This is a genomic window from Rhodospirillaceae bacterium, from assembly GCA_040219235.1.
In the GTDB taxonomy this organism is placed as follows: domain Bacteria; phylum Pseudomonadota; class Alphaproteobacteria; order Rhodospirillales; family Rhodospirillaceae; genus WLXB01.
In genome coordinates, this window is the sequence record JAVJSV010000015.1 from 1 (window position 1) to 24,426 (window position 24,426).

Sequence of the window (24,426 nt, forward strand, 5' to 3'; positions counted from 1 at the left end):
TCAGCCTGCTGCAGCACAAAAGCGATCTGTGCATCCGTAAACTTCGACTTCTTCATGGAATTCTCCTTCTCCCAATACAGGGATAATAAGTGGAAAATTCCAGCCAAACATGGTCCGATTTAGTGGGGGCAGGTCAAAACATTCTAGATATTAGAGCTAGGTCTAAATAACGCTAATAGCGCCAAAACTAATCGTGGATTACTCTGTGCGAATAGAGTTTGTTATTTTCTTTAACAACTATGGTGCTGACATCTTATCGAATCACTTATGTCAGTCTAATAATGCCTTTTTGTCTAATCTTGTGCTAAATGCCAAAAATTGCACCCTCGACAGATCGTCACCGATAACACCGGGAGAATTATCGAATAGATTTTGCAGCAATAATATAATTGACTTACACGCCGCGCTGAACCGGTTGGTTGCTCTATGTTTTGCCACGGCCACTAGGTTACTCAATCGAACCTAGAAACTTTAGAACATCCCCACCCGTTCTAGTCGGGTCATAAATTGGCAACCAGTGCCCCCCGTCACCGTATTTTACTGCGTTCACGTCCGCACTTTGCAATAGACCAGCCAGCCGATCGGCTTCGGAGACAGGCAATAAGCTTCGTTCTCCCCACATAATCAGAGTCGGTAATTTTAGTTGGCCTAGCATTGCTTGATTAGACAGACCTTCAGGGTTCAATTTGAGCTCCGGGAACGAAAAACTGCTGCCATATGAGTTCAATGAACTCGCAATGTCTGCGCGTCGATCGATATCATGTATATGAGACACAAATTCTGGGTCGACTGACTGGCCCTTGCCGGCCAGATCCCTGACATAGAGCCAATCGGCTAACCACGGCCTACCTGTCAGCGGATAAATATGCTCCCGCGCCCACCTTTCTCTGCCAAGAACACCAGTGTCACCTTCAGCCGGGTAGAAAGGCGTGTTGATCAAGACAAGCCCGGCCACACTAGCAGGGTGATTGGCAGCGTACCAAGCCGCCGGGGGGCCTCCGTTGGCAGTCCCTATAAGAACAGAACGCACAACCTTCTTGTATTCCAGCAACGAAGCCAAAACCTCATAGGTTGCAGCGATTCCTAGCTGCCCATTATGAACTGCTTCCGATAATCCGTAGCTTGGCAAATCGAAACGAATGACACGGTAACCTCTCTCGACAAATTGGGTAGCCCAATCATTCCATATCCAGAGGCTATTCGCATTGCCATGTAATAGGACTAGAACTGGTCCGCTGCCTTCATCAACAACATGAATGTCGTGGCCTGCTAGTGATATGAACTCGGACTTTGGCAACGCGTACTTCGAGCGCAATTGGTTAAGCGTCAATGGTCTACTGTCGTACTTAGACCACACGATTCCAAGCGATACGCATACAAGAACTGCAAGTAGCAAGTACACGGATAGCTTCACCCAAAGTAAAGAAGGACTGTATGATGTCACTTTATGCGACCTGTTCACCTATTTCGATAGGCTATGTTAAAGAAGTCAATTCGCCCGAATAGAAAATGAGCGGTCGCCCATCCTGATAGAATAACGACTCTACCCGTCCAATTATTATCTGGTGGTCTCCAGCATTGTGCCGCTGTTCAATCGTACAATCGAACGTAGAGAGGGCTCCGTTGATGTGCGGCCCACCGTTTCCATCCACTCCAATATCAACACCGGAGAAACGGTCCTCACAGTTAGAGGCGAACTGCATGCAATGAGTTTTTTGAGACTCCGACAAGACGTTTACGGCAAACCTGTTGACGGATTGAAACGAATCATAAAGCGAAGCGTTTCGATCTATACTCCACATCACCAGTGGAGGCTCTAGTGACAACGACGTAAACGAATTAACTGTCATCCCAAAATAGGAGCCGTCATTGCTATAGGCGGTGACGATTGTCACGCCCGTTGCAAAGCGGGCAAGAGCCGATCTTAGATCCAGAGGGGCCACTGCCTTATCAATAACAACGGAATGCCCCTCAGGATTACATCCAGACTGCAAAATGCTTGGCATAATTAGAAGTCGAACGCAGCCCGAACCCCAACTGTACGCAGGTCAGGCGGACTAAGTGCAATAGCCTGCTGAACAAATGCCTCCAGAGGAATAATCGTATTGCGATCGGCCGAGAAGTCACTCCAGCGGGCTCCGCCTGTGTATTGCTTGTTGTTGAACAGGTTTGTCACAAAGCCCTCGAGCCGCAAATCCTCGCTCTCAATGCCTAGGCGTAGATTGAACAACCAAGCGTCACCAATATAAGCAAAATTTTGCTCATCGACATACCGCTTGCCTCTGTATATTCCATCTACTCTGGAGAAATAGTTCCAATCCGCAGACAATTCGTCCACCCAGGTTGCGGAGAAAGTCCCGCTCCATTCGGGGTATTGGATCGGCCGGTTGCCATCACACACGAGAATTCCGTTTGCGTTAGCCGGCGCATAGTCATCAGTAAACCCACATTCAAAATCCTTGAATTCTGCATCAGCCCAGCTGACCGACGCATCAATAGTCAGGTTATCTGTGACTGCAGCTGAACCTTCAAACTCAAATCCCTTGAGGTCTGTTGAGAAGCCTCCAACAGCTGCGCTGACGTTACTTTCCCGCCCAAGGGAGTCTGTGTAGATAACTGCGGTACGAGTCTTCTGATTCTTCCATTCCATGTAGTAGCCCACAAGACTGATGTTGGCCCTATTCTCCAAGAATGATTGTTTCCAGCCGAGCTCATAATTATCGAGTTTTTCTTCATCAAGGAACAAAGTGGTATCAGGGTTTTCAGCAAGCAAAAGAGTCGCGTCAGCTTCCGAAAGTGATGTTAGGCCAGCATTAAAGAACCCTGGATTGTTGCCACGGGAAAAAGTTGCCCAAACATTAGTTGCATCGGTCGGTTGATATTGAAGTGTCACACGGGGGAGGAATGTAGTGAACTGCTCTCCCAGAATCGTACCTTGGTCCCCTTCCCCAATCAAGAAAGGAGCGGCAATCCCTAGAGTTGTAAGGGGAGTGGCACTCTCTGTTCTTATCTTATCTCTCTGCCACCGCCATTCGAAATCAACAGCAAACTCTTCGGTAACCTGATAGCCAAGACTACCGAAGACGCCGAACGTTTTACCCTGATTTATTGGGTCGGGAAGAAACGGAGGCAAGACACAAGGACAGAAGCCATCTGAAGTACCACCAAGCGCAACATCAAGATCGAACGCTGTGAATATTGGCCCTGTAGTAATTCCGCCATCTATTCCGATAACAGGCTCTGCTGTTCCACCAAATTGTGACGTGAAAGTTGCATCGAAAAGGCTTACACCCAAAAGCCATGTTAACGCATTCTCCTGATCTGATGTGATCCTCGCTTCATATTGCTGTGTAGAAATATGTTGAGGAGCACGCGCATACCAGTTGTTAATACCTGTCATATCGGCGTCGCGAATCGTATTGACGTTTTCTTCGCCAAGGCCAGCTAAAACCGAGAGTGTGGAATTGGCGAGCACGCCTTCGAAGGGTAATTCATAGTCGAGTGATGCCGAGAATCGAACCTGCTTACGGTGGTTACCGACACGGTCAAGAGACGGAACATCATCTCTCGATGGAACTACCGTGTTCCAAAACTCGAGCAAGTCAGGGCTAATAGTTGTATTCGTATCAACCAAGTCAAGGCGGCTTGGGATTTCGCCACATACGAAATCTGTTAATGCGCCAAGTGCCGGATCATTCAACTTGAACAGCGTCGGTGATGTTACACCGTCAGCAAAACAGTTGGTTAGACCTAGGTCAGTCCCACGACGTCCGTTCGGACCGCTAAACAGAACAGCAGGAACTCCGCCATCTTTATCCTCGGCGTGTAACGCATTGAGTTTAATTTCGAGCCGTTCATTAGGTGTGGCGTATAGAGTTCCAGAAATAGAATCCGTGCGCTCTTGCCCAAGTTGACCGCCATCTGAGGCAGTATATTGGCCATCGGTGCCGTAGCCTTGCGCGAACACACGAACGGCTAGCCGGTCTTTTACAATTGGTCCCTCAAGTCCCAGGGAAAAATCATAGCTGCCATACTCTGCGTATTCTCCTGTCACACGACCAGAAAACTCCTCAGTACTTGGCGTTTTAGTGATCATGTTGATGGCACCGGCAAATGTGCTACGACCCAACCAAGCAGAAGATGGGCCTTTGACAACCTCAACGCGTTCTAAGTTTTCGACACCAATACTAGACACACCTGACGCCATATAAATGCCATCAAGAAATGCAGATCCTACTTGTCCGAATGGTTCGTTGATTTCTGTCCCCATGCCACGAAAACGGATTTGAGTATAAATTCGACCTGGCGCTTGTACGCCTTGCTGGTTGTATTCAAGACCCGGCGTAAACTGTGATACATCGGTCAAGTTATCGAAGCCGAGATTCTCCAATTGCGAGGCAGAGAACGCTGATATCGCAACCGGGATCTCTTGAAGGCTTTCCGCCCGCTTGCGCGCGGTTACAACGATCTCTTCAAGCGCCACCTGTTGCGCCGCAGCTTCCGCTGAAATTGAAGCAATGAAAGCGCACGTCAATAATCCGACAGTAGCTCCGTAAAAATTCCTCTTAGCGCCAATTACGAGCATTTAGATTCCTCCCCAGGCCTCATCAATTAAGACAAATAATCGTTCCGCTACATGATACCGTGTTCCATATTACAGAATTAATCAAGAGCATGCGTCAAATTTATTACTCACTAAATAGCTGTGTGAGTATTTGTTGGACGACCAAAGCCCTAGAATACGTCGTTAAACGTACATTTTATAAGTTGGAACGAGTGGTCCTCGGATGCGCCTTGGGAGAGATAAAAAATCTTAACTAGATACTTGTTCCATATTGTGGGACATTTTTTTCTAATAAATACGAACACGCCGATGTAAGGGAAACCAATTGATGATGCCGAAAGACCAAGCACCATCGCGTGAACAGGCACGCGCTTGGCTAAAAGAGAATAACAATTGGGGACGTTGGGGGCCGGATGATCAGGTTGGCGCACTCAATTTAATTACACCACAAAAACGCATAGATGCGGCTAAAAAAGTCAGAACGGGAAGAGCGATCTCGCTTGCTCGTGACTTGGAAACCGCTCCAGGTGCACAGAATCCCCAGCCCGTTCAACACTTTGTTCGATGGTTTGAGCGTGCCCCTGGAGAGGGCGGTGGTGCGGGTGATTATGTCGCATTTCACGTGCACGGTTACCAAAACACCCACATTGACGCCCTCTGCCATGGCTGGGGAGATAGGGGAATGTGGAACGGCCGCTCTCATGAGGTCGAGGTCACACCGCGTGGTAGTAAATTTGGTGGCATTGAGCACTGGAGAGATGGACTTACAACGCGGGGTGTACTTTTGGACGTTGTGCGCCATCGAAAAACAAAACACGTGGCATTCAATGAGCCCGTTCATGCCAAGGAATTGGAAGAGATTGCCGAAGAACAGAATATCAAAATAGAGCCCGGTGACGCGATCGTAATTCATTGTGGGCGAGACGCACTAGAGGAGAGTAACCCCGACTGGAATCCCATATCAGACCCACATCCCGGACTAAGCATCACATCGCTACGTTTTTTTAAAGAGAATGATATTGCAGCACTGTTTTGGGATCTAATGGATGTCCAACCATTTGAAATTGGCTGGCCATATGTTCCCCACGCCGCACTTCATGAACTAGGAGTCGCGTTAATCGACAACTGCTCTCTATGCGAACTCTCTGAGGCGTGCTGGGAGATCGGACATTATGACTTCATGCTAACAGTTGCTCCGCTTAGACTGGTTGGTGGGACTGGGTTTCCCGTAAATCCCATCGCCCTACTTTAAGTTAACTTATCAATACAAGGCCCAGTGCGGGCCGGATCAACGAAAGCAGTCAAATGACCGAGGCAGTACAAAGCATTGAACGGGCTGTCAGTATCTTGAAGCTGGTAGCATCACACAAAGGAAAAGGCGCAAGGCTGGCGGATGTCGTCTCAGCCACTAAATTAGGCAAATCAACCGCTCACAGGCTTCTGGCTGCGCTTGTCGGAAGCGGGTTAATTGATCAAGACCCTGACACGAGGGCTTATTATTTAGGGTATCAACTCGTTTCACTTGGAGAGATTGCCGCAAACCGGCACGGCATTGCGGAACTTGGCATGGAGTACGTAGACAGATTGGTCGCTGCCACTGGCGACACAGTCATTTTAAGCTTGCGCCAGGGGATGGAAGCTGTATGCGTCGATCGGGGCATAGGTTCTTATCCAATCAAGATCATGACGTTAGCCGTTGGCGACCGCAGACCACTAGGATACGGTGCCGGCTCACTTGCCCTTCTATCCTTTTTGCCCGAGGACGAAGTTCCGAGCATCATCAAAGCAAATGCGCGTTTAGCAGATAAGCATCCTGGTCTTGAGGAACATGTTGTTCTCAAGCTCGTCGAGAAATGTCGAAAACAGGGATATGCGCGCACAGATGGCCGCATAATACCAGGCATGAGTTCAATCTCCGTGCCTGTGCTAGGCACTGACAATGTTGCTGTCGCCGCTCTTAGCGTCGCGGCTATTTCCGCTCGTCTTGACAAGGAACGGTCGGAATGGATTTTAGCGTCTCTCAAGGAGGAAGCTGAGTCATTTGCTCAAAAACTAGCGGAGTCTTTTGGCTCTGTAACGCCACGTGTTTTGCGCCGACTGCAACCGACCGGATGAGCAAATAGCAAGCTTACAAATTGACATAAAAACTCTAACCTTTGGAATACCCACAATCACCGAGCCATTGACAATCAACACTTCATTCTGAATAATGGGACGACGTTCCATTAAACGGAACAGTAATGATTGATTTGTGGCGCACCGATGATCTTTTGCCGGCGTCAGATACACCGGGGATAAATTTCATGAAGCTAGGCTTTTTTTGTAACCAGCAGCGTGCCCGGAGCGAAGTAGTCGAGTCATGGCAGGAGGACATCGACGAAGCTGTCCTCGCTGACCGTCTTGGCTTCGATGAAGGCTGGATAAGTGAACATACTGGGTCGTCTTGGCTTCCCGATGCTCTCCCTTCACCAGATTACATGATTGCTGCTCTCGCTCAGGTAACTGAGAACATTCGGCTAGGACCGGCGATCCGCCGTTTGGCTCTTTACCATCCAGTTCAAGTCGCAACTGAGATCGCAGTGTCAGACCAACTTACCAACGGCAGATATATGTTTGGGTTTGGCAGGGGTGGCCCTGTTTCTGGTTGGGGACAACGTGGCACAGACTTCGATGATACCCATGAAATGATGATTGAGGGAATCGATCTCATTCATCGAATTTTTACATCTGACAAACCTGTTAATCATTCAGGTAAATTTTATTCAGGTAAGGACATTCAAGTTTATCCAAAACCGGTTCAAAGCCCTCACCCGCCCATTTCGGTAGCGACCGGCAATCCAATAGTTCTCAAAATGGCTGCTGAACGTGGCTTCAAACTGCTTACATCTCAATTTGCGACACCCTCAGAAATTAATCGTATCGCGACAAACTTTGAAAACTCTGCGCCGACTGGGCATCAAGGACCAAAGCGCGCCGACACAACAGCCGTCCGTGGAATTTTTATCGGAGCCTCTGATGAAAAGGCCATATCGATGGTCGAAAAAGATTGGAAGCTTCACATAGACTTCAACAAGAAACATTTCCCTTTTAATTTTAAAGCGTGGATGAATGAAGGCGAAGAATTGGAAGATGTAGGATTCTCGCAACTGCTTGATCGCGGCCTCATGTTCATTGGATCGGCCAAAACGGTTGAGGAGCGTATTCAAGATTTCTATACAAAGGCAGGCGGTTTTGGGGTGTTCTTGTTCGTAACCGGTCGCGACTGGGGGACTTTCGCTCAAAGACAAGATTCGATGCGCGCTTTTGCTGAAGACGTTGCGCCATCTATACGCTTGTTAGATGACGAACCACAATCAGACCACTTACCCATATCGGCCCAGGCATAGTCAGGACACTTAAATGACAAATTCTTTGTCAGGTAAAATCGCTTTGATCAGCGGTGCTGGACGTGGCATTGGCCAGGCTTGTGCTTTGAGTTTAGCGGAACACGGTGCTCGCATCGCGATACTAGACCATGATCAAGAGGCGGCGCTTGGAACATGTCAACAGATCGAAGCTGCGGGTGGCCAAGCGAAACATTTTAGTGTTGAGATGACCTCGCCTAAAAGCCTTACAAGCGCAACCCTAGAGATTATTGAAACATTTGGTGGAATTGACGTTCTGATTAATGCTGCTTCCTTAAGTGGCATTGAAGACAACCTTATAGACTTTGATTTTGAAAATTGGCGCCATGTTATCGCTGTCAATCTCGAAGCACCCAGACTCTTGATTAGTCTTGTCGGACGCCATATGTCGGAAAAGGGCGGTGGCAAGATTGTGAGCATCAGTTCAAGTTCAGGATCTCGTGCTCCCGGTCGTCGCCCAAGCTATGGTATTTCTAAAGCTGCGCTTAATGCCTTGACCCGTGCAGCCGCGGCAGAACTGGGAAAATACAACATCAACGTTAACGCAGTCGCACCGGGTATCACTCAAACGCCGCTGCAGCATGGACTAAGAAATGAGGATGAAATGGCCGAAGCCGTCCGTACCGGGCCGTTGGCAAATTTCTTTCACCGCGTTTCTGAGCCGCAAGACGTAGCCGCGACAGTTACATTCCTGTGCTTACCAAGCAGCCGGCAAATCACTGGACAAGTAATTCACACTAGCGCTGGCGTCATTGTTTAATTCGAACCGAGACTATGGTGAGGCTGTGTCGATTGAACCAACTGCTTTGACTAATGCTCCCATCATCGTTGCCGATAGCATCACGACGGTACCGGGTTCATCAAGAAGACCCGTGATCGTTAATGGCTCTCATTGTGGTCTTATCGCCGCACGCTTTGCTTCCAATCATAATCCGATCGGAGTCATCTTTAATGACGCTGGCATTGGCTTAGACGGCGCTGGAATCTCGGGGCTCAAATTACTTAATTCTATCGGCATTCCTGCCGCAACAGTCGGTTACAATACGGCGCGGATCGGTGATGGCGCAGATATGATGACTCGAGGTCGCATCTCTCACTGCAACGAATTAGCGAGTCAAATTGGAGTGGTGCCAGATTTAAGATGCGAAGAAGCAGCTAAAATAATGGCCTCGGCCCAAACACCAGATTGTTTTGACGTATCACCAACAGAAGAAATTCGTCGGTGTGTAGCGACGGGACTTATTGAAGTGTGGTTGCTCGATTCTGCCTCCTTAGTCCAACCGTCAGACGCGGGTCACATTGTAATTACGGGATCGCACGGAGGCCTTATCGGTGGCGATTGGAGCAAAGCAATCAAGGCGCCGGTACTTTACGCTGTCTTTAATGACGCTGGTATAGGAATTGATACCGCTGGCATTGGTCGTCTGGATGCCCTTGCCTCCCAAGGCATCGCGGCGGCGACCGTATCAGCAAATACAGCAAAAATCGGTGATGCCACGTCGACTTGGGAAACCGGTGAAATTTCTGCCTGCAATAAAATTGCCATGACGCGTGGCGTGACCCCGGGTCTTTCTACAATCGAATCTGTAGATCGCTTGCGTCTCATTCCTAGTACAGAACGGAGTTTATAATGTCTTTGTCCGGAGGTCGTCTAATCGCTGAAATGCTGAAGCTGCAGAACACCCAAGTTATGTTTGGCATGGGTGGTTTTCAGTTGCTCCCACTATACGAGGGAGTTCGTCAACTCGGCGTTCGTCATATATTGATTAACGATGAACGAACCGGTGCATTCGCCGCTGATGCATATGCCCGGATCACAGGTCAGCCGGGTGTTTGTGATGCGACTTTAGGACCAGGAGCTACCAATCTTACAACCGCGCTTGCTGAATCCTTTAATGCAGGCGTTCCACTGATCGCAATTACGGGCGATGCCCACAGAGATTTTGCAGGTCGAAACATGACTCAAGAGACAACGCAAACTCAAATTCTTCGAAGCGTTGCCAAAGATGTCGTTCGGATTGAGAACGCAAAGCGTATCCCAGAATTAATGCGGTATGCGTTTTCTCTGGCCTGCACAGGTCGACCTGGGCCTGTGGTCGTCGATGTACCTGAAGACGTTAGCCATGCTGAACTTACCGAGGAAGAAGCCGCTTTAACAGGCAACCCAGCACCATTTAAGACGCCTGCATTTCGATGCCGCCCTGCAGCAGCAGACATAGAACGCGCAGCAGAATTACTCGCAAGCGCAAAGCGACCAGTCATTCTTGCGGGTGGTGGCATCCATATTTCTCAAGCCTGTGACGCATTGCAAAGCCTGGCCGAGAGTCACGACATTCCGGTAGCACACACACTGAGCGGCAAAGGGGCAATTGCATGTACCCATCCTCTCTCGTTAGGTCTCTTCGGACGGTATGATCGAATTGCAAACGACTTTATCGCAAAGAGCGACGGTGTCTTAGTTGTGGGATGCAAGCTCGGCGAGATCGCAACCAAGCGCTATAGTTTACCTGGGCCTGGCATTCCAATGATCCATCTTGATATTGAACCAGTAGAAATCGGCAGATGGCGACCCGCAGACGTGGCTCTTTTTGGCGATGCACGTTGTGGACTAGAGGACATCTATGATGCCCTGGATAAAAAGAGTATCCGCAAGGAATACCTGGCTGAAGTAGTCGCTGAACATAAAAAATGGCGCACCGACGCTCAAGACCGTTACCAGAGCTCTGAGCGACCTATAAATGTCGGGCGTATAATGGGTGAGTTAAATGCCCATTGGCCCGAAGATGGAATATTGGTAGCGGATGGTGGTTTTGCGAGTCACTGGACAGGATTGCTCTACGACACCAAACGTAATGGACGTGGCTTTGTGGCTGGACGTGGCATGGCCTCGATCGGCTATGGCTTGCCAGGAAGTCTTGGCTGCAAGCTTGCTGCGCCCGATCGCCCTGTCATTGGTCTGACTGGGGACGGCGGCTTTAATATGGCGGTCGGTGACCTAGAAACCGCCCGCCGGGCTAGCGCTGGTTTTGCACTGATAGTGATTAATAATGCCGCATCCGGATACGTTAAGGCGCTACAACACGCCGTGTATGGAGAAGGCAATTACCAATCGAGTGATTTATCGGAACTCGACTATGCAGATGTCGCAAAGGCCTATGGATGCGATGGTATCCGAGTAGAAGACCCAAGTGAACTGGCTGCCGCTATTAAACTTGCTGCAAAACCGCGTGACATACCACTCGTCATTGATGTCGTCGTGACGCGGGATCCTGGCAAAATGTTGCCGGCAGCGGATAGTCGCACTTTGACGGTTGAAAAAGGTGATCGCCCCGTCTGAATGTTTTATGCTTACCCTGAGGAGGGACCGCACATGCTCAATACAGTTACAATTCCACATATATCCGAAACATTCGCTCCTTTTGGCGCCCGCATCGAAGGAATCGATTTCCGAAATGCGCCGTCTGACGAAATTGTAGCCGCCTTAAAACGTGCGCTCGCTCAACACCATGTCCTGGTCAGTCGTGGCCATCCGACCCCGGGAGATGAGGACATAGAGCAGTTTTTTTCTGCATTTGGTGACTTGAGTTCGAATACGCCAGAGGTCAAAGAGCACTTCCGTCGTCTGGCTAAATTAGTGCCCGAATATATCGAAGAAGGCGCAGAAGAGGTCGGCAGCCGTTTCAACCTCTCTAACGTCGAGGAAGATGGTAAGAAAATGGGAGGTCTCGGAAACCGTGAATTAGAATGGCACAATGACCAAGCTGATCTTCACCGCCTCAAGACAATTAGTTGCTTGGAAGCGCTCGAAGTGGATCCCGAAGCCGGGCGTACATACTTTTGCGATATGTATGCGGTTCTCGAAACACTGCCTCAGACTTTGAGGTCACGACTGGAGAACGCATTTGCTATCCATGACTCAAGCAAATACCGTAGCGATGATGGCTCATCGAACACATTGGCTCCATCGGCATCTCACCCAATCCTACTCGCGCACCCGGAAACGGGTAGAAAGTGTCTTTACGTGAATCCAAACTTCACATCGCGGGTAATTGGTCTCCCCGAGACTGATAGTCAATCACTTCTCGACATACTATTTAGTCACTCCTACCACGATGAATATGTATACGAACATCATTGGAGAACTGGAGACATTGTCTTTTGGGATAACGTCGGCCTTCAGCATATGAGAAAGCCTTTGGACTCAACCAAACGTCGAACATTGCGGGTGTTCCAGGGAGTTTCCGAAGCATGGACTCTCCCTGACGATTTTCGAAAAGGGCGCTAAAATTGACGTAATACTATCTGCGAAATGCCGACACAGAATTTCATATTAGGAAAGTTGGCTGCCACGGAGTGCGGCGTCGGTCGCGTCGCGCTGTTTTTGCATGGAGGCCTACTTAACCGGAGTATTTTCATAGATTTAATGCAGGAATTACAACAGTATCGGCGTTGTATAGCAATTGATCTGCCAGGCTTTGGGGGCTCACAGCCACTCGACGGATCACCCCTTACGCTCCCAAGATTGGCAGAAGCCGTTGGCCTCGAAATCAAAGATATAAGTCCTAGTTGTTCGATCGATGTGATCGGTCTCAGTCTCGGTGGTGGCGTTGCCGTCGAATTAGCTCACTCGTTTCCCGAGATTATTCGTACCGTATGTCTCATCGGGGTCGGTGGTCTTAGCAAAAGAACCGCTATTGCCTCAGATGACGTTAGGACGAAGTCTATCATTCTAGAGCACGATCAAAATCAATTTGCGAAAGCTTTTGTTAGTCGCATGCTCACTTCAGAAGCAAGCCAGGGTGTACGTCAAACCGTCATTGATGCGGTAAAGTCGACCTCATCTGAAACAACCACCGCTCTCATGGCGTTACTGGCCAATTACCCAGACGTGATTGGACGTGCACGCAGTCTCAAGGCTCCTGTTTTAGCGATATGTGGCGAGAGCGATGAGATTGTGTCGTACGACGATCTTGTGCAAGCGTTCAGTGGCGCTCAAAACGTTATTATTCGTTCCATAGAAAAGGCTGGTCACCTTGTGCCAATGGAGGCACCTGGAACTCTAGCTAAAAACCTCTCAGAGTTCTGGCTTCTAGCTACAAACTAATCCGCAGTTTTTTGAAGTTCTAACGCAGCAGCTTGCTCAACAACTTCGCGCGTAAGCGGGTAACTCCTCATTGCCGCTATACATAGAAGTGCGGCGATCCCTGGCACGACACAAAAACCCGCATAAATAGCGGCTATGGCGGTATCGGGCTGAGAGACGGTATCTGCTGAACCGGCGACATAACCCATAGCCGACAGCAAAAACCCAATACCTGCAGTTCCGATTGCAGCTGAGGTCTTGTCTATAAATGTCACAGACCCCGAAAACATCCCTTCTCTGTCGAGACCTGTTTTAATCTGATCGTATCGGATTAAATCTGCGAGCAGGGAATACGCCAGCAAAACGGCTCCTCCCATGCCTATACCAACAAGAAACATACGACCGACGACTAGAGTCATTGCTTCATCAGGACCTGATAGGAGCCACGTTAAATTTAGGAGCCCATATATTGCCAAGCTCGCTATATATGCTTTTGGCTTATCTATTGATCGAGCAATCCATAGCCAAAACGGCACTGAAATAAGGTTACCCGCAACCTTGGCAAGATAGAACGTGCCAAGCCAATAGTCTGATACTTGCAGCACATAACGCGAAAAGTAGGCCGTCGATACGACTACTGTGGCGACCCCAATCTGAAACACAATATGAACGATGAGAATGCGTCCAAATGCTCCACTTGCGAAAGCTAGCTGAATGTATTCGCGGACGGGCATAGGTTTGCGGAACTTGTCAGTTGGTTTACGTTCCGCTAGGCAAAAACCACTGATCAGGCAGCACACCATAATTATAAAAGCTAACGAAAGGCCCATGTTGCCATGAGCAGATCGACCACCGCCCCACGCTGCCAATAGCCAAGGCGCTATCGTGGCAGCGACCAGCAGACCAAGAGATCCGCCATAGACGCGGAAGGACATAAGAGTTGAACGTTCATGGTAATCGTCCAATATCTCTGCACCAACGGCAGTATACGGAACAACGAAAGCTGTATAGGCAAGTCCATGTACTATGAGTAACCCGAGCATATATGCCGCCAATGTCATACCAGTGATTTCGGGCGGATTGAAAAGCCCGAAGACAGTTAGTGGCAAGACAATGGCACCAACTATTAGGTATGGACGCCGTCGCCCCCAAGGCGTTCGGGTTCTATCGCTCATGTAACCAACGAGAGGGTCAGAAACCGCATCGAACAAGCGCGTAATAGCCAGTAGAGTACCTGCAACAGAAGCCGCGATGGCGAGATCATCCGTCATGAATCTTAATAGCAAGACGTTTACGACTTGCAGACCTGCAGCGTAGCCGATCGCACCAATACCGTAGGCCAATCGATACCTTATAATCGTAGCTCTTGGTAAGGGAGTCCCAAGGGACTGGGAGGCGGTGATTGCTTGATCTGTCATACTGCCTACCAAAACAATGGGTTTTAATTCTAAATTCTTGAAGCCAAGCGACTGATAATGAAAACCGGATTTACTTCCGGTAACCAGTTAATATTTATATTATAAATTTTTCTTAGCTAGGTTCACGGTCAGCCATTTCTTTGCGAAGCCTAGGTAGAAGCAATTTGCCGAACTCTTGGGGATATGATGTCGGATCATAACCGGCGAGGATAAAGCGCCGTATTCCTACATCGAAATACTTTAGAACCGTTTCTGTGATTTGATCAACGGTACCGACCATACAGTTGGAGATGGGACGACCGACAGGAACTTTGCCAAACGCAGACCAAACGCAGCCGTCGCGACTTCCTTCCGCTGCATCTTGTATTGTTCTCTCAATTGCCTGTTCGCGACTCTCGCCTTTACGGACTTCCAATCGACCTTGAGACGCATGCTCTTCGACAAGATCATGCAACATAGCATGCGCCTTCTCCCAAGCACTCTCCTCGGTATCGCCCAGCACCACCCTTATCGATATGAGAAATTCTAACGTTCGGTCGTGATTCGCGGCAAGTTGTTTGGCTCTGGTGACTATCTCACTAATTCGATCTAAAGACCCTCCACCCAAGGCATAAACATCGGCTACTTGAGACCCCATTTCTAGAGCCTTGTCTGATGACCCCCCCCAAAAAACTGTCACACCCGGCTTCTGAACGGGTTTGACCGCAGCAAAACCACCGTTAAAACGGTAAAACTTTCCGTCATGATCAAAAGGCTCTTCATTGCTCCACATCTGCTTCATGACAGCGACATATTCGCAACTGCGCTCGTATCGGACCTCCTTGGTTAAAAAGTCACCGTCCGCTTCCATCTCTTTATCGTTACTGCCAGTGATGATGTGAACCCCAGCCCTGCCTTGGCTGACCTGGTCTATCGCTGCAAACATCCGCGCTGCCATTGTCGGAGAAACGAAACCCGGCCGGTGTGCAATCATCAATTTGAGTTTTTTCGTAACTCCTGCAACCCAAGAGGCCACAGGAATACTATCTGGATACGTTGCCGAGTTTGCAATCAGCACACGATCAAATCCTGCGGCTTCATGCGCCTGCGCGCAACTCTTGAGGAATTCAAGGTCAAATTCAGATAGGGGATGAGCATAAACTTCCGAGTAAAACCTATGTGGAAGAATCCCAATAATTTCGACGCTCATTTAATAAATACCCCAATCATTTTGGTCCGGTGATTTACGCTACATGCTGGCACTTGACCGCAGAATTATAGATTCCAACACCCAATAAGTTCCGTTTAATGGGATATCGTCTTACTATATGAGACGGATTGAGTCTATAATGTAATAGGAAAACCTCAAGCAGGCGGGATGCGAGACGCGGACATGGATATTAACGGCAACTTTTCAACCTCTGAAAACGCTTCTGAATCCGAAAGCGTAATTGCCACCACCGTGGAGTTGATCAATGAAGCAAAGGCAGGCAGACCTTTTATTCTCGTAGATGCAGAAGACAGGGAAAATGAGGGAGATATTATCATTCCGGCCGAGTTCGCTTCTGCTGATCAAATTAACTTTATGGCTAGATATGCCAGAGGCCTCATATGCCTTGCGTTAACAAGCGATCAAGCAAAAAAGCTCAAACTCAAGCCCTCTCCACAACAAAACATATCTGGCCGTGCGACGGCCTTCACAATACCGATTGAAGCCTCTTCAGGCGTCACAACCGGGATATCAGCACATGATCGAGCACGAACGGTTAGTGTAGCAATTGCTGAAAATAGCTCTCACCAGGACATCGCAACGCCGGGACATGTGTTTCCACTAATCGCGAAGGACGGTGGAGTACTAATACGGGCTGGCCATACAGAAGCAGGTGTCGACATTGCACGATTGTCTGGGCTTACTCCGGCAGCAGTTATTTGCGAAATCATGAAAGACGACGGGGAGATGGCGCGTCTGCCAGATTTAATCCCTTTTGCTAAAGAGCATGGACTTAAAATCGGTACAATCGCTAACCTAATTGAATATAGACGCAGAACTGAAGGCCATGTTCGTAAAATCCATGAACAGCCTTATGAGACTTCTCTATCCGACGAGTTTAAGCTTACGTTATTTAGAAATGAACTCAACGGTTCAGAACATGTCGCGATTATTAAAGGAGCTATATCTCCGGACAAGCCTACTCTGGTCCGTATGCACCGCGTTAATATCCTTACGGATCTGCTTAACTCAAAACAAGACAGTCAAAATCCTGTTGAAACCGCACTTCAACGCATCTCTGAACATGACGGCCCCGGCATCATTGTATTGATAAATGATCCGGACCCTGGCTATTTATCGCGCACTATTACTAGGGTGCCCGCCGACAAGAAAGAGCAGAGAGCCCAGCGAGATTATGGCTTAGGGGCTCAAATCCTTATATCTTTGGGTGTTCATAACATGGTTCTGCTGACCAACAGTACGGCAAGACTAGCCGCCCTTGAAGGTTACAATCTTCACATTCTAGCGCGCAAAACTCTCTAGATTTCACCAACTTAGAATTTTAGGTTTAATAGTTGAACCCGAAAAAAAACAATATGGAAGATCACGACTACAAAGTGATAGTTCGACAAGTCAACAGACCGAATGCCGATATCGTCTCCCGTATCGCTGCACTGCGGCGTGAAATAGTCTTTGACTACATCGGAGAAAACGGCCTGCTAGACCCTAAAATATCATCCCTACTCAATCACAATTGGTCGTTTGCAGGGCCGGCAGTAACCGTCAATCTCACTTCACCTGACATTCTGATGCCAGCGTGCGCTATTACATTATGCCAACCGGGCGATGTTATTTTCGTATCTGTTAACGGCGAAACCCAGGCGTCTGTCTGGGGTGGCGCGCTTTCTATTTCGGCTAAGGCTTCACAAGTCGCAGGGATTGTGATTGACGGAGCAGTTCGCAGTGCAGAGTCACTTATTAGAAGTGGTGTCCCTGTTTTCTGTCGCACCAGACAGCCGAAAGGCGCTCCGTGTGACGGGTCAGGCTCGATAAACATCCCGATTAAGTGCGGCAACACCATCATAAACCCAGGAGATATTATACTTGGAAACTTGGATGGTATTTGCGTGGTGCCCTCCGAGAAAGCCAGTCAGGTTCTAAAAGAGTGTGAAGAAAAGAACGCAGCCGTCTCAGAACGCGCAGATCGCCTTAAGCAAGGACGAGTGTCTTTATTTGAAGAACTCAACGGACCCGAATTACTCAAGAACGCTGACGTATCGTGGCGGGATTAGTTGCGGGAAACTGACAAGTTTTCTGCGATCCTAACTAACTTGAACTGTAAACATCTAGAATTTTTTGGCGTGGGAATCAGATGGTAAAGCTACAGAATGTTATACTGGTCTCTGAAAATATGGAGAGATCTTTTGCCTTTTATAACAAGGCACTTGGTTTAGAGCTAAAATTTCGGGACGGTGACAAGTGGATCCAATTCGATGCAGATGGCAGTTCTTTCGCACTAGCCGCACCCGAGGAAGTATCGAACCATAAGCAAGGATCATTTCCGGTTTTTGAAGTAAGTGATCTGGACAAAGTAAAAGAGAATCTTGAGCTAGCTGGCGCAGACGTTTCTATAACACGCAACATGGGAACTCACGGTAAGACGGCAACTATAATTGATCCCGATGGTAATGTGTTTCAGTTATTTATGCGCACGTTCTGATGAGATAACCAACTTGAGACCTAACGGGAGAATAGCATGATCACGCGAAGACATCTGGGTGCTGCAGCTGTGACTTTAGCGGTAGGCCTTGCTTGAGTACCGACTAAAGCACAGAACAAGAAGGCTTCGCCCTACACTTTCGTATTGGTCCATGGCGCTTGGCACGGCGGTTGGTGCTGGCGGGACGTACGCAACCATCTGCAAGACCAGGGACACCGGGTGTTCACACCCACGCTGACGGGACACGGAGAGCGCATTCATCTACGACATCCTGACGTCAATCTTGATATTCATGTGCAGGACATCATCAACGTTATTAAATGGGAAGAACTGGAGAATGTGGTTCTGGTAGGCCATAGTTACGGCGGTATAATTATATCAGGTGTGTGTGATGCCATGAAGGACCGCATAGCTCATGCCATCTATCTTGACGCCGGTGTTCCAAAGGACGGCGACCAAGTGGTCAACGGTCGTACTATGGAAGATATCAAAGAAATATTCGGACCATTGCAAGATGGCTTCTTAGCACCACCTCCAGACACAACGTTTGGCCTCCCTGCCTATATGGAAGAAGAAGCCGCCTGGTTAAAACGGCGGTTGACACCACAATTAACAGGAACCTGGCTTTCAAAAATTGCGCTCCCAAACGACGGTTCGGATGGCCTGCCACGTACCTTTATTTTTTGTAGCGATAAGCCACCGTTAACTGAACAGCAGGCAGCGCGCTTGCAAGGATTTAAAGATGACCCAACATGGAATTATGCGGAGCTGCCGACCGGCCATGACTCAATGGTCACTATGCCGGTAGAAACAGCTCAGATGTTTATAGAAATTGCTTCAGATGCCTAATGCTAGGCTCATACTAATTACTATAGCTGCTTGGACCATTACGGCATTCTAATATTGGCGCTTCATCTACGATTCCGCCGCTTCCGAAAGTTCGAACCTTCTAAATGAATTTAAGGAAGGCGTTACTAAAAAGGCAGTCCGTTGCTAGCGGATAAAATTTAAGAGGGAGAGATTATTTCGTCCGATTATCGTGCATTAGTCGCTTTATCCAACACAGAGAGACCTTAAATAGGTAATCGTCGAAAAAATAAGAAATAGAATTTGTATTACGCAGCGAAGGAGCACGCGAATGGCAATAATAGATGGATCAAGGCGCTCAGCGCTCATCACTGGGTTATCTTTTGCTGGCCTGTCAACATTGACACGAAACGCAACAGCCGCCGAAAACAAAGCTGTGCAGAGCGTAATACCAAGGGCTTATGAGGAGTAAACCAGCCTTCCTGCTTTTGACAGCGGATATATTCCCGTAACGGGGGGCCGTCTCCGCTATGTATCAGGAGGAGAAAGTAGCAAGACAATCGTGCTCCTTCATAAATTAGGCGGGTGGATACCAGAATGGCGCTGGATCATGCCCTTGCTCGCAAAAAACATGCGAGTTGTCGCTGTTGATTTAGCCGGGCATGGCGCATCTATCATGGATGGAGAGCCACCTTATATCGTTACGCAGGAAGAAATCGCGGCGCAGCTAATGAGCCTCATTGATACTTTAGGAATTGAACAATTCACCGTGGCTGGTAGCTCCCTAAGAAGTTGTATCGGAACGAATTGGCGAAGCATTAATCAACGAAGGTCGGATCGCTAACCGTCAAATTATTTCAGCGGAATGGATCAAAGAAATGACCACTCCGTCACCGCAAAACCCAAAATACGGCTTTCAAACTTGGCTAGGTAGCCCCTATATCGCAAAGCGCTCGTACTCCCGGACCGCTGGTGTAACTACCCTGGCAACCGAACCCTATCTAGCGCCGGATGTATTTTTTGCAGATGGATTTGGTGCTCAGCGTCTCTACGTTGTTCCGTCTGCACGCCTATTGATTGTGCGCTCAGGCACCACACGTATGGATTGGGACGATTCTAAGCTACCTAATCTCATCTTAAGTGGACTAAAAAACTAGGGTTTGGACTCAATTGATCCAGCATTTTATTGCGAAGAGCTGGAGCATTGCGAGGAAGTTTTTAGCTGTTTTCTCGAACCGTGTAGCTAATCGGCGCATATCTTTCATTTTGCAGAAGAAGCGTTCGACAATGTTCCGTTGGGCATAGAGGTTTGCGTCGTGTGGGATGGGATTTCGTGCATTGCTCTTTGAAGTAATGACAGCCAGCGCTCCTTCATCAGCGATCTGCTGTCTGATTTTAGCGCTGCCATAGGCTTTGTCGGCAATAATGGCGAGCGGTGCCGTCTCCCAATCCAGAAAAGTTCCCATAGCTTGACTGTCGTGGACCTGCCCACCAGTGATATCGAACCGCAGCGGGCGGCCCTTGGCGTCTACGGCCACGTGAACTTTGCTTGTGCGCCCCGCGCGTGAGCGTCAAATACCTTCTGCCAGTTCCCCTTTTTTGACCCAGCCGCTGCGCGGTGAGCCTTGACGATGGAACTGTCGATGAAGATCAGACTGTACTCGCATTGCTTGGCGAGAGCATCGAAGATGCCCTTCCAGACGCCACGCTCACCCCATCGCGTGTAGCGGTTATAGACCGTCGTGCGCGGGCCATAGCGCTCCGGTAAATCACGCCACGGCGCACCTGTGCGCAGAATATAGAAGATACCGTTTAAGACCTGACGGTCATCCTTCCGCTGAGGACCCCGCCCCTGTTTCGGAAGAAGCGGACCGATCACCGCCCACTCCTCGTCAGTCAAATCAAACCGTGCCATTCTTGCCTCCAATAAAAGAGGCTGTGAATCACACCTTCTTAGGTGAAATCAAGACATCGAATTGGGTTCACACCCTAGATTTCTGCGACCGCATCCACGCTCTAGCTGAGTGGTGTGAATTAGCTGCCTAGACGACAGGGATTGTGCAATGTCTTGAGCTAAATTAGTTAGCCTGGCAATGCCGTCTGAAATGCGTCTTAGCTATAGTTGAACCCAAAACAGCTTCACATTACGCTCTGCCGCTAAGGTAGCCCCAAGTCTGGAGAACAGAGTCATGAACGAAGTAACACTTCGTGTTAACGGGACAGCCCATGAGGTAGATGTGGACCCTTCGACACCTCTCCTTTACGTCCTACGTAACGATCTTGGCCTGCGAGGCCCTCGGTTTGGCTGCGGTCTTGCCCAGTGCGGCGCATGTACCGTCATTATTGATGGGGTCGCGACACGCTCCTGCGCTACGAATGTGTCAGATGTGGAAGGGCAGATCACGACCTTAGAAGGCCTGTCGAAGGATGGAGAGCTGGATCCGGTGCAGCAGGCTTGGATCGACGAACAGGTGCCGCAGTGCGGCTTTTGCCAAAACGGCCAGATCATGACCGCCAAGGCGCTCTTGGACAGAAATCCCAATCCAACTGATGCCGAAATTCGTGAGGAAATGGACGGAGTCCTTTGTAGGTGCATGACCTACTACCGGGTACAGGCGGCGATTAAACGTTTAGCTCGCGGCGAGTTTGTCAAATGACTGCCGACATGCCTTTTCCAAAAACGATCGAAGATGCCCTCCCAGGACGAACCTCTGCAGCGTCACGCCGGTCCTTCCTAAAAACCTCCGGTGCCCTAGTGGTGAGTTGCACTGTCAGTAGCTTGACTAGCGCCACAACAATGGGTGCGGCAGTGGATAATCCGCAAGCCGCGAGATCATATCCCGATCCCGATTTCCGCCAACTCGACACCTGGATCGTGATTCATCCGGATAATACCGCGACGTTCTATGTCGGTAAAACGGATGGGGGACAAGGCACCGGCACAGCGTTCCGGCAGATGATGAGCGATGAACTCGATATGGCCTACGATAAGACCAACCTTGTCATGGGCAGTACCGATATTACCCCCGATCAGGGCGGGTCCGGCGGCTCCGACGCGTTGGAGCGCGATAGTTGGCCCGCGCGCCGGGTTGCCTCGGAAGCTCGACGGATCTTGATTGACCTAGCCGCCGAACACTTCGGCGTACCCTCGACGCAACTCGCTGTGAGTGAGGCAACGATTACCGTCAAATCCGCACCCTCAAAATCGATCACCTACGCAAAGCTTCTCGGCAGCAGGCGTTTTAACGTCACCCTCGACGGCAGTAATGTAAACGCCACGACCGGTGTTGCCCCTTTAAAGCCCGTATCTGATTTACGCTTCGTCGGGCAATCGATACAGCGCTACGACATTCCTGCAAAAGTTGATGGCTCATTGAAATGGGCCGTTGATATGACGCTGCCAGGTATGTTCCATGCACGCAACGTCCGGCCACCTTTTGTGGGTGCGACGTTGCAGTCAGTAGATGAGACTTCGGTCACCGATGTGCCTGGACTAATCCGCGTCGTCGTCAAGGGTAACTACATTGCGGTAGTTTGCGAACGGGAAGAAAATGCTATTCGCGCCGCGCAGCAATTGCGGACGGAGTGGACGCGGCCAGAAGTGGCACCGTTTCCAGCGTCGGAAGAATTATTCAATTACATGCGCGCGGCTACTCCCACCGCGAGCGATGAGCCACGCATTATAGGAGACCCGGAGGCTGCCTTCGCCACTGCTTCCCAAGTGTTGGACGCCGAATACGAAATCCCGTTCCAAGGACATACGGCGATAGGCCCCGCGCATGCCTTAGCCGATCCCTCCGGCGGCCAAATGACGATCTACTCTAACGACATGAAAACCTACGGTCTGCGCAACGGTGTGGCCGAATTTCTGGATATGCCCCGCGAGCAGGTGCGGGTTGTCTATATGGACGGGCCCCAGGTCTATGGCCGCACGGCAGCAGATGACGCCGGCTTCGAGGCGGCCTTCCTCGCCTACGAACTTAATCGCCCTGTCCGTATGCAATGGACCCGGGAGGAGGAAACGGCATGGGACACTAAAGGACCAGCGTACACCATTAAGCTACGCGGTGGACTAGACGACGGCGGCAATGTCGTGGCTCTCGAATGCGACGCCCGCGCGGTTGCCCATAACCATTTAGGATACAATGGAGCCGATACGGTCCTGATGGCTCAACTCATGGGCCGACGGCCCGAAACCCCCAGCCGAGGTTTTGCCTCAGCCCCGTCGACGCGCTATGCCATTGCCAATCAGCGAACGACGACGCACGTGATTGGTCTTCCCCAGATTTGGGAAACACCATTGCGGACCGGAAACCTACGCGATCCTAATGGGCCACAGGTAACCTTCGCCTACGAATCTTTCATTGACGAATTAGCTGCAGCGGCCGGTGCAGATCCCGTTGCGTTCCGCCTCAAGCTGATGGAAGACAGTGCCGAAGACGATGCGCACATGCGCGCCCGCTCTATCGCCGTTATACGAGCGGCGGCTGAAGCATATGGTTGGTCGGCCCGCCCATCGCCAGCACCTCAAAATTTAAGCCTTACATCTGACGATATCCTTACTGGCCGAGGCTTCGCATACACTTACCGCAACCACACCACAGTTGCCGAGATCGCCGAGGTCGAAGTCAACCGCCGCACTGGCCGTGTTTGGGTCAAGCGCCTTGTTTGTGCCCACGACTGCGGCCTTGTCGTCAATCCGGAGGGGCTGAAGAGAACGATTGAGTGTTCAATGCTGCACGCCCTCAGCCGAGCGCTTTGGGAAGAGGTCGAGTTTGACACGGACAACGTTACCAGCATTGACTGGTTTTCGCACCCTACGCTTCGGCATTCCGACACGCCAGAGACCATAGATGTTGTTTTGGTCAACGGTGACCCTGATCCTGACCGTCCCGATCTACCGCCCTACGGGGCTGGGGAGCCCAGTCACAAACCTTTAATCGCTGCCGTCGCCAACGCTATTTATGATGCCACCGGTGTTCGCATACGCCGGGCCCCGTTTCGCGAGGAGCGGGTTCTCCGAGCCCTTCAACAGGCAGGGCTCTAAGACGTAACCACTAGAGAGGACTCAGTTCGGCATCCGTGCCGCGTACGACCTCTCAGAAAGTGCACCCCATATGCGGACCTTTGCGTGTAATCTTGTTTAGGTCGATTAGTGTTTTAAAACAAAGCATCATGTGTCTTAAAGGGGAGGGTTAGGCATGAGACATCCATCAAGGCCTCGGGCAAAGCTCGCGCAATTTTTGTTCAGCCTGTCTTTGGTGACCGGCCTGCCGCTTAGTTCTGCTGCAGCGGACTCTCTGCTGATTGAAAACGTCACACTGGACTTGTAACGGTTTTGCGCCGGTCACTTTAGAGTTAAACACTCGTACAAGGAGACCGAAGAGATGATCAAGCATAGTGAAGAGTTCAAGCAGGAAGCGGTGCGCATTGCACTGACCAGTGGGCTGCCGCGTGAGCG

At 49.8% G+C, this 24,426-nt stretch carries 23 protein-coding genes; 17 read left to right on the forward strand and 6 right to left on the reverse strand.

What is annotated here, in order from left to right:
• Positions 1 to 448: 448 nt before the first annotated feature.
• The 3 genes from RIC29_14405 to RIC29_14415 form a co-directional block, all read right to left on the reverse strand.
• On the reverse strand, positions 449 to 1,402 hold the full coding sequence (locus RIC29_14405; protein ID MEQ8736114.1) for an alpha/beta hydrolase: 954 nt from the start codon (positions 1,400 to 1,402) through the stop codon (positions 449 to 451).
• A gap of 73 nt (positions 1,403 to 1,475) precedes the next feature.
• Positions 1,476 to 2,006, reverse strand: coding sequence for a flavin reductase family protein (locus tag RIC29_14410; protein ID MEQ8736115.1), 531 nt, complete (start codon positions 2,004 to 2,006; stop codon positions 1,476 to 1,478).
• A gap of 2 nt (positions 2,007 to 2,008) precedes the next feature.
• Positions 2,009 to 4,585, reverse strand: coding sequence for a TonB-dependent receptor (locus tag RIC29_14415; GenBank protein MEQ8736116.1), 2,577 nt, complete (start codon positions 4,583 to 4,585; stop codon positions 2,009 to 2,011).
• 307 nt (positions 4,586 to 4,892) lie between these two features.
• On the opposite strand from RIC29_14415, the gene RIC29_14420 reads away from it, so the two are divergent.
• The 8 genes from RIC29_14420 to RIC29_14455 all read left to right on the forward strand — a co-directional run bounded on the left by RIC29_14420 (position 4,893) and on the right by RIC29_14455 (position 13,072).
• Positions 4,893 to 5,816: a cyclase family protein gene (locus tag RIC29_14420; protein ID MEQ8736117.1), complete on the forward strand. Its 924-nt coding sequence runs from the start codon at positions 4,893 to 4,895 to the stop codon at positions 5,814 to 5,816.
• A 53-nt stretch (positions 5,817 to 5,869) separates the two neighbouring features.
• Entirely contained in the window at positions 5,870 to 6,679 is an 810-nt protein-coding gene (locus RIC29_14425) for an IclR family transcriptional regulator (protein ID MEQ8736118.1), read from the forward strand.
• Positions 6,680 to 6,804: 125 nt separating this feature from the next.
• Complete coding sequence (locus RIC29_14430) at positions 6,805 to 7,950, forward strand: LLM class flavin-dependent oxidoreductase (protein MEQ8736119.1); 1,146 nt, start codon at positions 6,805 to 6,807, stop codon at positions 7,948 to 7,950.
• Positions 7,951 to 7,963: 13 nt separating this feature from the next.
• Positions 7,964 to 8,728: an SDR family oxidoreductase gene (locus tag RIC29_14435; protein ID MEQ8736120.1), complete on the forward strand. Its 765-nt coding sequence runs from the start codon at positions 7,964 to 7,966 to the stop codon at positions 8,726 to 8,728.
• 25 nt (positions 8,729 to 8,753) lie between these two features.
• On the forward strand, positions 8,754 to 9,599 hold the full coding sequence (locus tag RIC29_14440) for a hypothetical protein (protein MEQ8736121.1): 846 nt from the start codon (positions 8,754 to 8,756) through the stop codon (positions 9,597 to 9,599).
• The gene (locus RIC29_14445) at positions 9,599 to 11,305 is read left to right on the forward strand and encodes a thiamine pyrophosphate-binding protein (protein MEQ8736122.1); all 1,707 of its coding nucleotides are present in this window, start codon (positions 9,599 to 9,601) and stop codon (positions 11,303 to 11,305) included. The genes RIC29_14440 and RIC29_14445 overlap by 1 nt, the downstream gene beginning before the upstream one ends.
• 33 nt (positions 11,306 to 11,338) lie before the next feature.
• Positions 11,339 to 12,253: a TauD/TfdA family dioxygenase gene (locus tag RIC29_14450; protein ID MEQ8736123.1), complete on the forward strand. Its 915-nt coding sequence runs from the start codon at positions 11,339 to 11,341 to the stop codon at positions 12,251 to 12,253.
• A 24-nt stretch (positions 12,254 to 12,277) separates the two neighbouring features.
• Positions 12,278 to 13,072, forward strand: a complete 795-nt coding sequence (locus RIC29_14455; protein MEQ8736124.1) for an alpha/beta hydrolase — start codon at positions 12,278 to 12,280, stop codon at positions 13,070 to 13,072.
• On the opposite strand, the gene RIC29_14460 is transcribed toward RIC29_14455, so the two are convergent.
• Together RIC29_14460 and RIC29_14465 are read right to left on the reverse strand one after the other, a co-directional pair.
• Positions 13,069 to 14,469 (reverse strand): MFS transporter, encoded by a 1,401-nt coding sequence (locus RIC29_14460; protein MEQ8736125.1) that lies wholly within the window; start codon positions 14,467 to 14,469, stop codon positions 13,069 to 13,071. The two genes, RIC29_14455 and RIC29_14460, sit on opposite strands and share 4 nt — an antisense overlap.
• Positions 14,470 to 14,581: 112 nt before the next feature.
• Positions 14,582 to 15,658 (reverse strand): LLM class flavin-dependent oxidoreductase, encoded by a 1,077-nt coding sequence (locus tag RIC29_14465; GenBank protein MEQ8736126.1) that lies wholly within the window; start codon positions 15,656 to 15,658, stop codon positions 14,582 to 14,584.
• 183 nt (positions 15,659 to 15,841) lie between these two features.
• On the opposite strand from RIC29_14465, the gene ribB reads away from it, so the two are divergent.
• From ribB to RIC29_14495, 6 genes are all read left to right on the forward strand, one after another.
• Positions 15,842 to 16,981, forward strand: a complete 1,140-nt coding sequence (ribB, locus tag RIC29_14470) for a 3,4-dihydroxy-2-butanone-4-phosphate synthase (GenBank protein MEQ8736127.1) — start codon at positions 15,842 to 15,844, stop codon at positions 16,979 to 16,981.
• Positions 16,982 to 17,013: 32 nt separating this feature from the next.
• Positions 17,014 to 17,730: a hypothetical protein gene (locus tag RIC29_14475; GenBank protein ID MEQ8736128.1), complete on the forward strand. Its 717-nt coding sequence runs from the start codon at positions 17,014 to 17,016 to the stop codon at positions 17,728 to 17,730.
• Between the two features lie 80 nt (positions 17,731 to 17,810).
• A complete protein-coding gene (locus RIC29_14480; protein ID MEQ8736129.1) occupies positions 17,811 to 18,158 on the forward strand; it encodes a VOC family protein in 348 nt (115 codons plus the stop codon).
• A 144-nt stretch (positions 18,159 to 18,302) separates the two neighbouring features.
• Entirely contained in the window at positions 18,303 to 19,007 is a 705-nt protein-coding gene (locus RIC29_14485) for an alpha/beta hydrolase (GenBank protein MEQ8736130.1), read from the forward strand.
• A gap of 520 nt (positions 19,008 to 19,527) precedes the next feature.
• The gene (locus RIC29_14490) at positions 19,528 to 19,809 is read left to right on the forward strand and encodes a hypothetical protein (protein MEQ8736131.1); all 282 of its coding nucleotides are present in this window, start codon (positions 19,528 to 19,530) and stop codon (positions 19,807 to 19,809) included.
• Between the two features lie 34 nt (positions 19,810 to 19,843).
• Positions 19,844 to 20,122, forward strand: a complete 279-nt coding sequence (locus tag RIC29_14495) for a hypothetical protein (GenBank protein MEQ8736132.1) — start codon at positions 19,844 to 19,846, stop codon at positions 20,120 to 20,122.
• 9 nt (positions 20,123 to 20,131) lie between these two features.
• Here the strand turns inward: RIC29_14495 and RIC29_14500 are convergent.
• Positions 20,132 to 20,880 (reverse strand): IS5 family transposase gene (locus RIC29_14500; protein ID MEQ8736133.1). Its coding sequence is split into 2 segments (ribosomal slippage): positions 20,132 to 20,538 and positions 20,538 to 20,880, totalling 750 coding nucleotides; the frame shifts between segments, so codons are not numbered across the junction.
• Between the two features lie 274 nt (positions 20,881 to 21,154).
• On the opposite strand from RIC29_14500, the gene RIC29_14505 reads away from it, so the two are divergent.
• From RIC29_14505 to RIC29_14515, 3 genes are all read left to right on the forward strand, one after another.
• Complete coding sequence (locus RIC29_14505) at positions 21,155 to 21,622, forward strand: (2Fe-2S)-binding protein (GenBank protein ID MEQ8736134.1); 468 nt, start codon at positions 21,155 to 21,157, stop codon at positions 21,620 to 21,622.
• Between the two features lie 8 nt (positions 21,623 to 21,630).
• On the forward strand, positions 21,631 to 24,012 hold the full coding sequence (locus tag RIC29_14510; protein ID MEQ8736135.1) for a molybdopterin-dependent oxidoreductase: 2,382 nt from the start codon (positions 21,631 to 21,633) through the stop codon (positions 24,010 to 24,012).
• Between the two features lie 154 nt (positions 24,013 to 24,166).
• Positions 24,167 to 24,298 (forward strand): hypothetical protein, encoded by a 132-nt coding sequence (locus RIC29_14515; GenBank protein MEQ8736136.1) that lies wholly within the window; start codon positions 24,167 to 24,169, stop codon positions 24,296 to 24,298.
• Positions 24,299 to 24,426: the final 128 nt, after the last annotated feature.

Coding starts and splice junctions, on each gene's coding strand:
- RIC29_14410 (MEQ8736115.1), bottom strand. CDS start 2,006: ATGCCAAGCATTTTGCAGTCTGGATGTAATCCTGAGGGGCATTCCGTT.
- RIC29_14415 (MEQ8736116.1), bottom strand. CDS start 4,585: ATGCTCGTAATTGGCGCTAAGAGGAATTTTTACGGAGCTACTGTCGGA.
- RIC29_14420 (MEQ8736117.1), top strand. CDS start 4,893: ATGATGCCGAAAGACCAAGCACCATCGCGTGAACAGGCACGCGCTTGG.
- RIC29_14425 (MEQ8736118.1), top strand. CDS start 5,870: ATGACCGAGGCAGTACAAAGCATTGAACGGGCTGTCAGTATCTTGAAG.
- RIC29_14430 (MEQ8736119.1), top strand. CDS start 6,805: ATGATTGATTTGTGGCGCACCGATGATCTTTTGCCGGCGTCAGATACA.
- RIC29_14435 (MEQ8736120.1), top strand. CDS start 7,964: ATGACAAATTCTTTGTCAGGTAAAATCGCTTTGATCAGCGGTGCTGGA.
- RIC29_14445 (MEQ8736122.1), top strand. CDS start 9,599: ATGTCTTTGTCCGGAGGTCGTCTAATCGCTGAAATGCTGAAGCTGCAG.
- RIC29_14450 (MEQ8736123.1), top strand. CDS start 11,339: ATGCTCAATACAGTTACAATTCCACATATATCCGAAACATTCGCTCCT.
- RIC29_14455 (MEQ8736124.1), top strand. CDS start 12,278: ATGCCGACACAGAATTTCATATTAGGAAAGTTGGCTGCCACGGAGTGC.
- RIC29_14460 (MEQ8736125.1), bottom strand. CDS start 14,469: ATGACAGATCAAGCAATCACCGCCTCCCAGTCCCTTGGGACTCCCTTA.
- RIC29_14465 (MEQ8736126.1), bottom strand. CDS start 15,658: ATGAGCGTCGAAATTATTGGGATTCTTCCACATAGGTTTTACTCGGAA.
- ribB (MEQ8736127.1), top strand. CDS start 15,842: ATGGATATTAACGGCAACTTTTCAACCTCTGAAAACGCTTCTGAATCC.
- RIC29_14480 (MEQ8736129.1), top strand. CDS start 17,811: ATGGTAAAGCTACAGAATGTTATACTGGTCTCTGAAAATATGGAGAGA.
- RIC29_14495 (MEQ8736132.1), top strand. CDS start 19,844: ATGACCACTCCGTCACCGCAAAACCCAAAATACGGCTTTCAAACTTGG.
- RIC29_14505 (MEQ8736134.1), top strand. CDS start 21,155: ATGAACGAAGTAACACTTCGTGTTAACGGGACAGCCCATGAGGTAGAT.
- RIC29_14510 (MEQ8736135.1), top strand. CDS start 21,631: ATGCCTTTTCCAAAAACGATCGAAGATGCCCTCCCAGGACGAACCTCT.
- RIC29_14515 (MEQ8736136.1), top strand. CDS start 24,167: ATGAGACATCCATCAAGGCCTCGGGCAAAGCTCGCGCAATTTTTGTTC.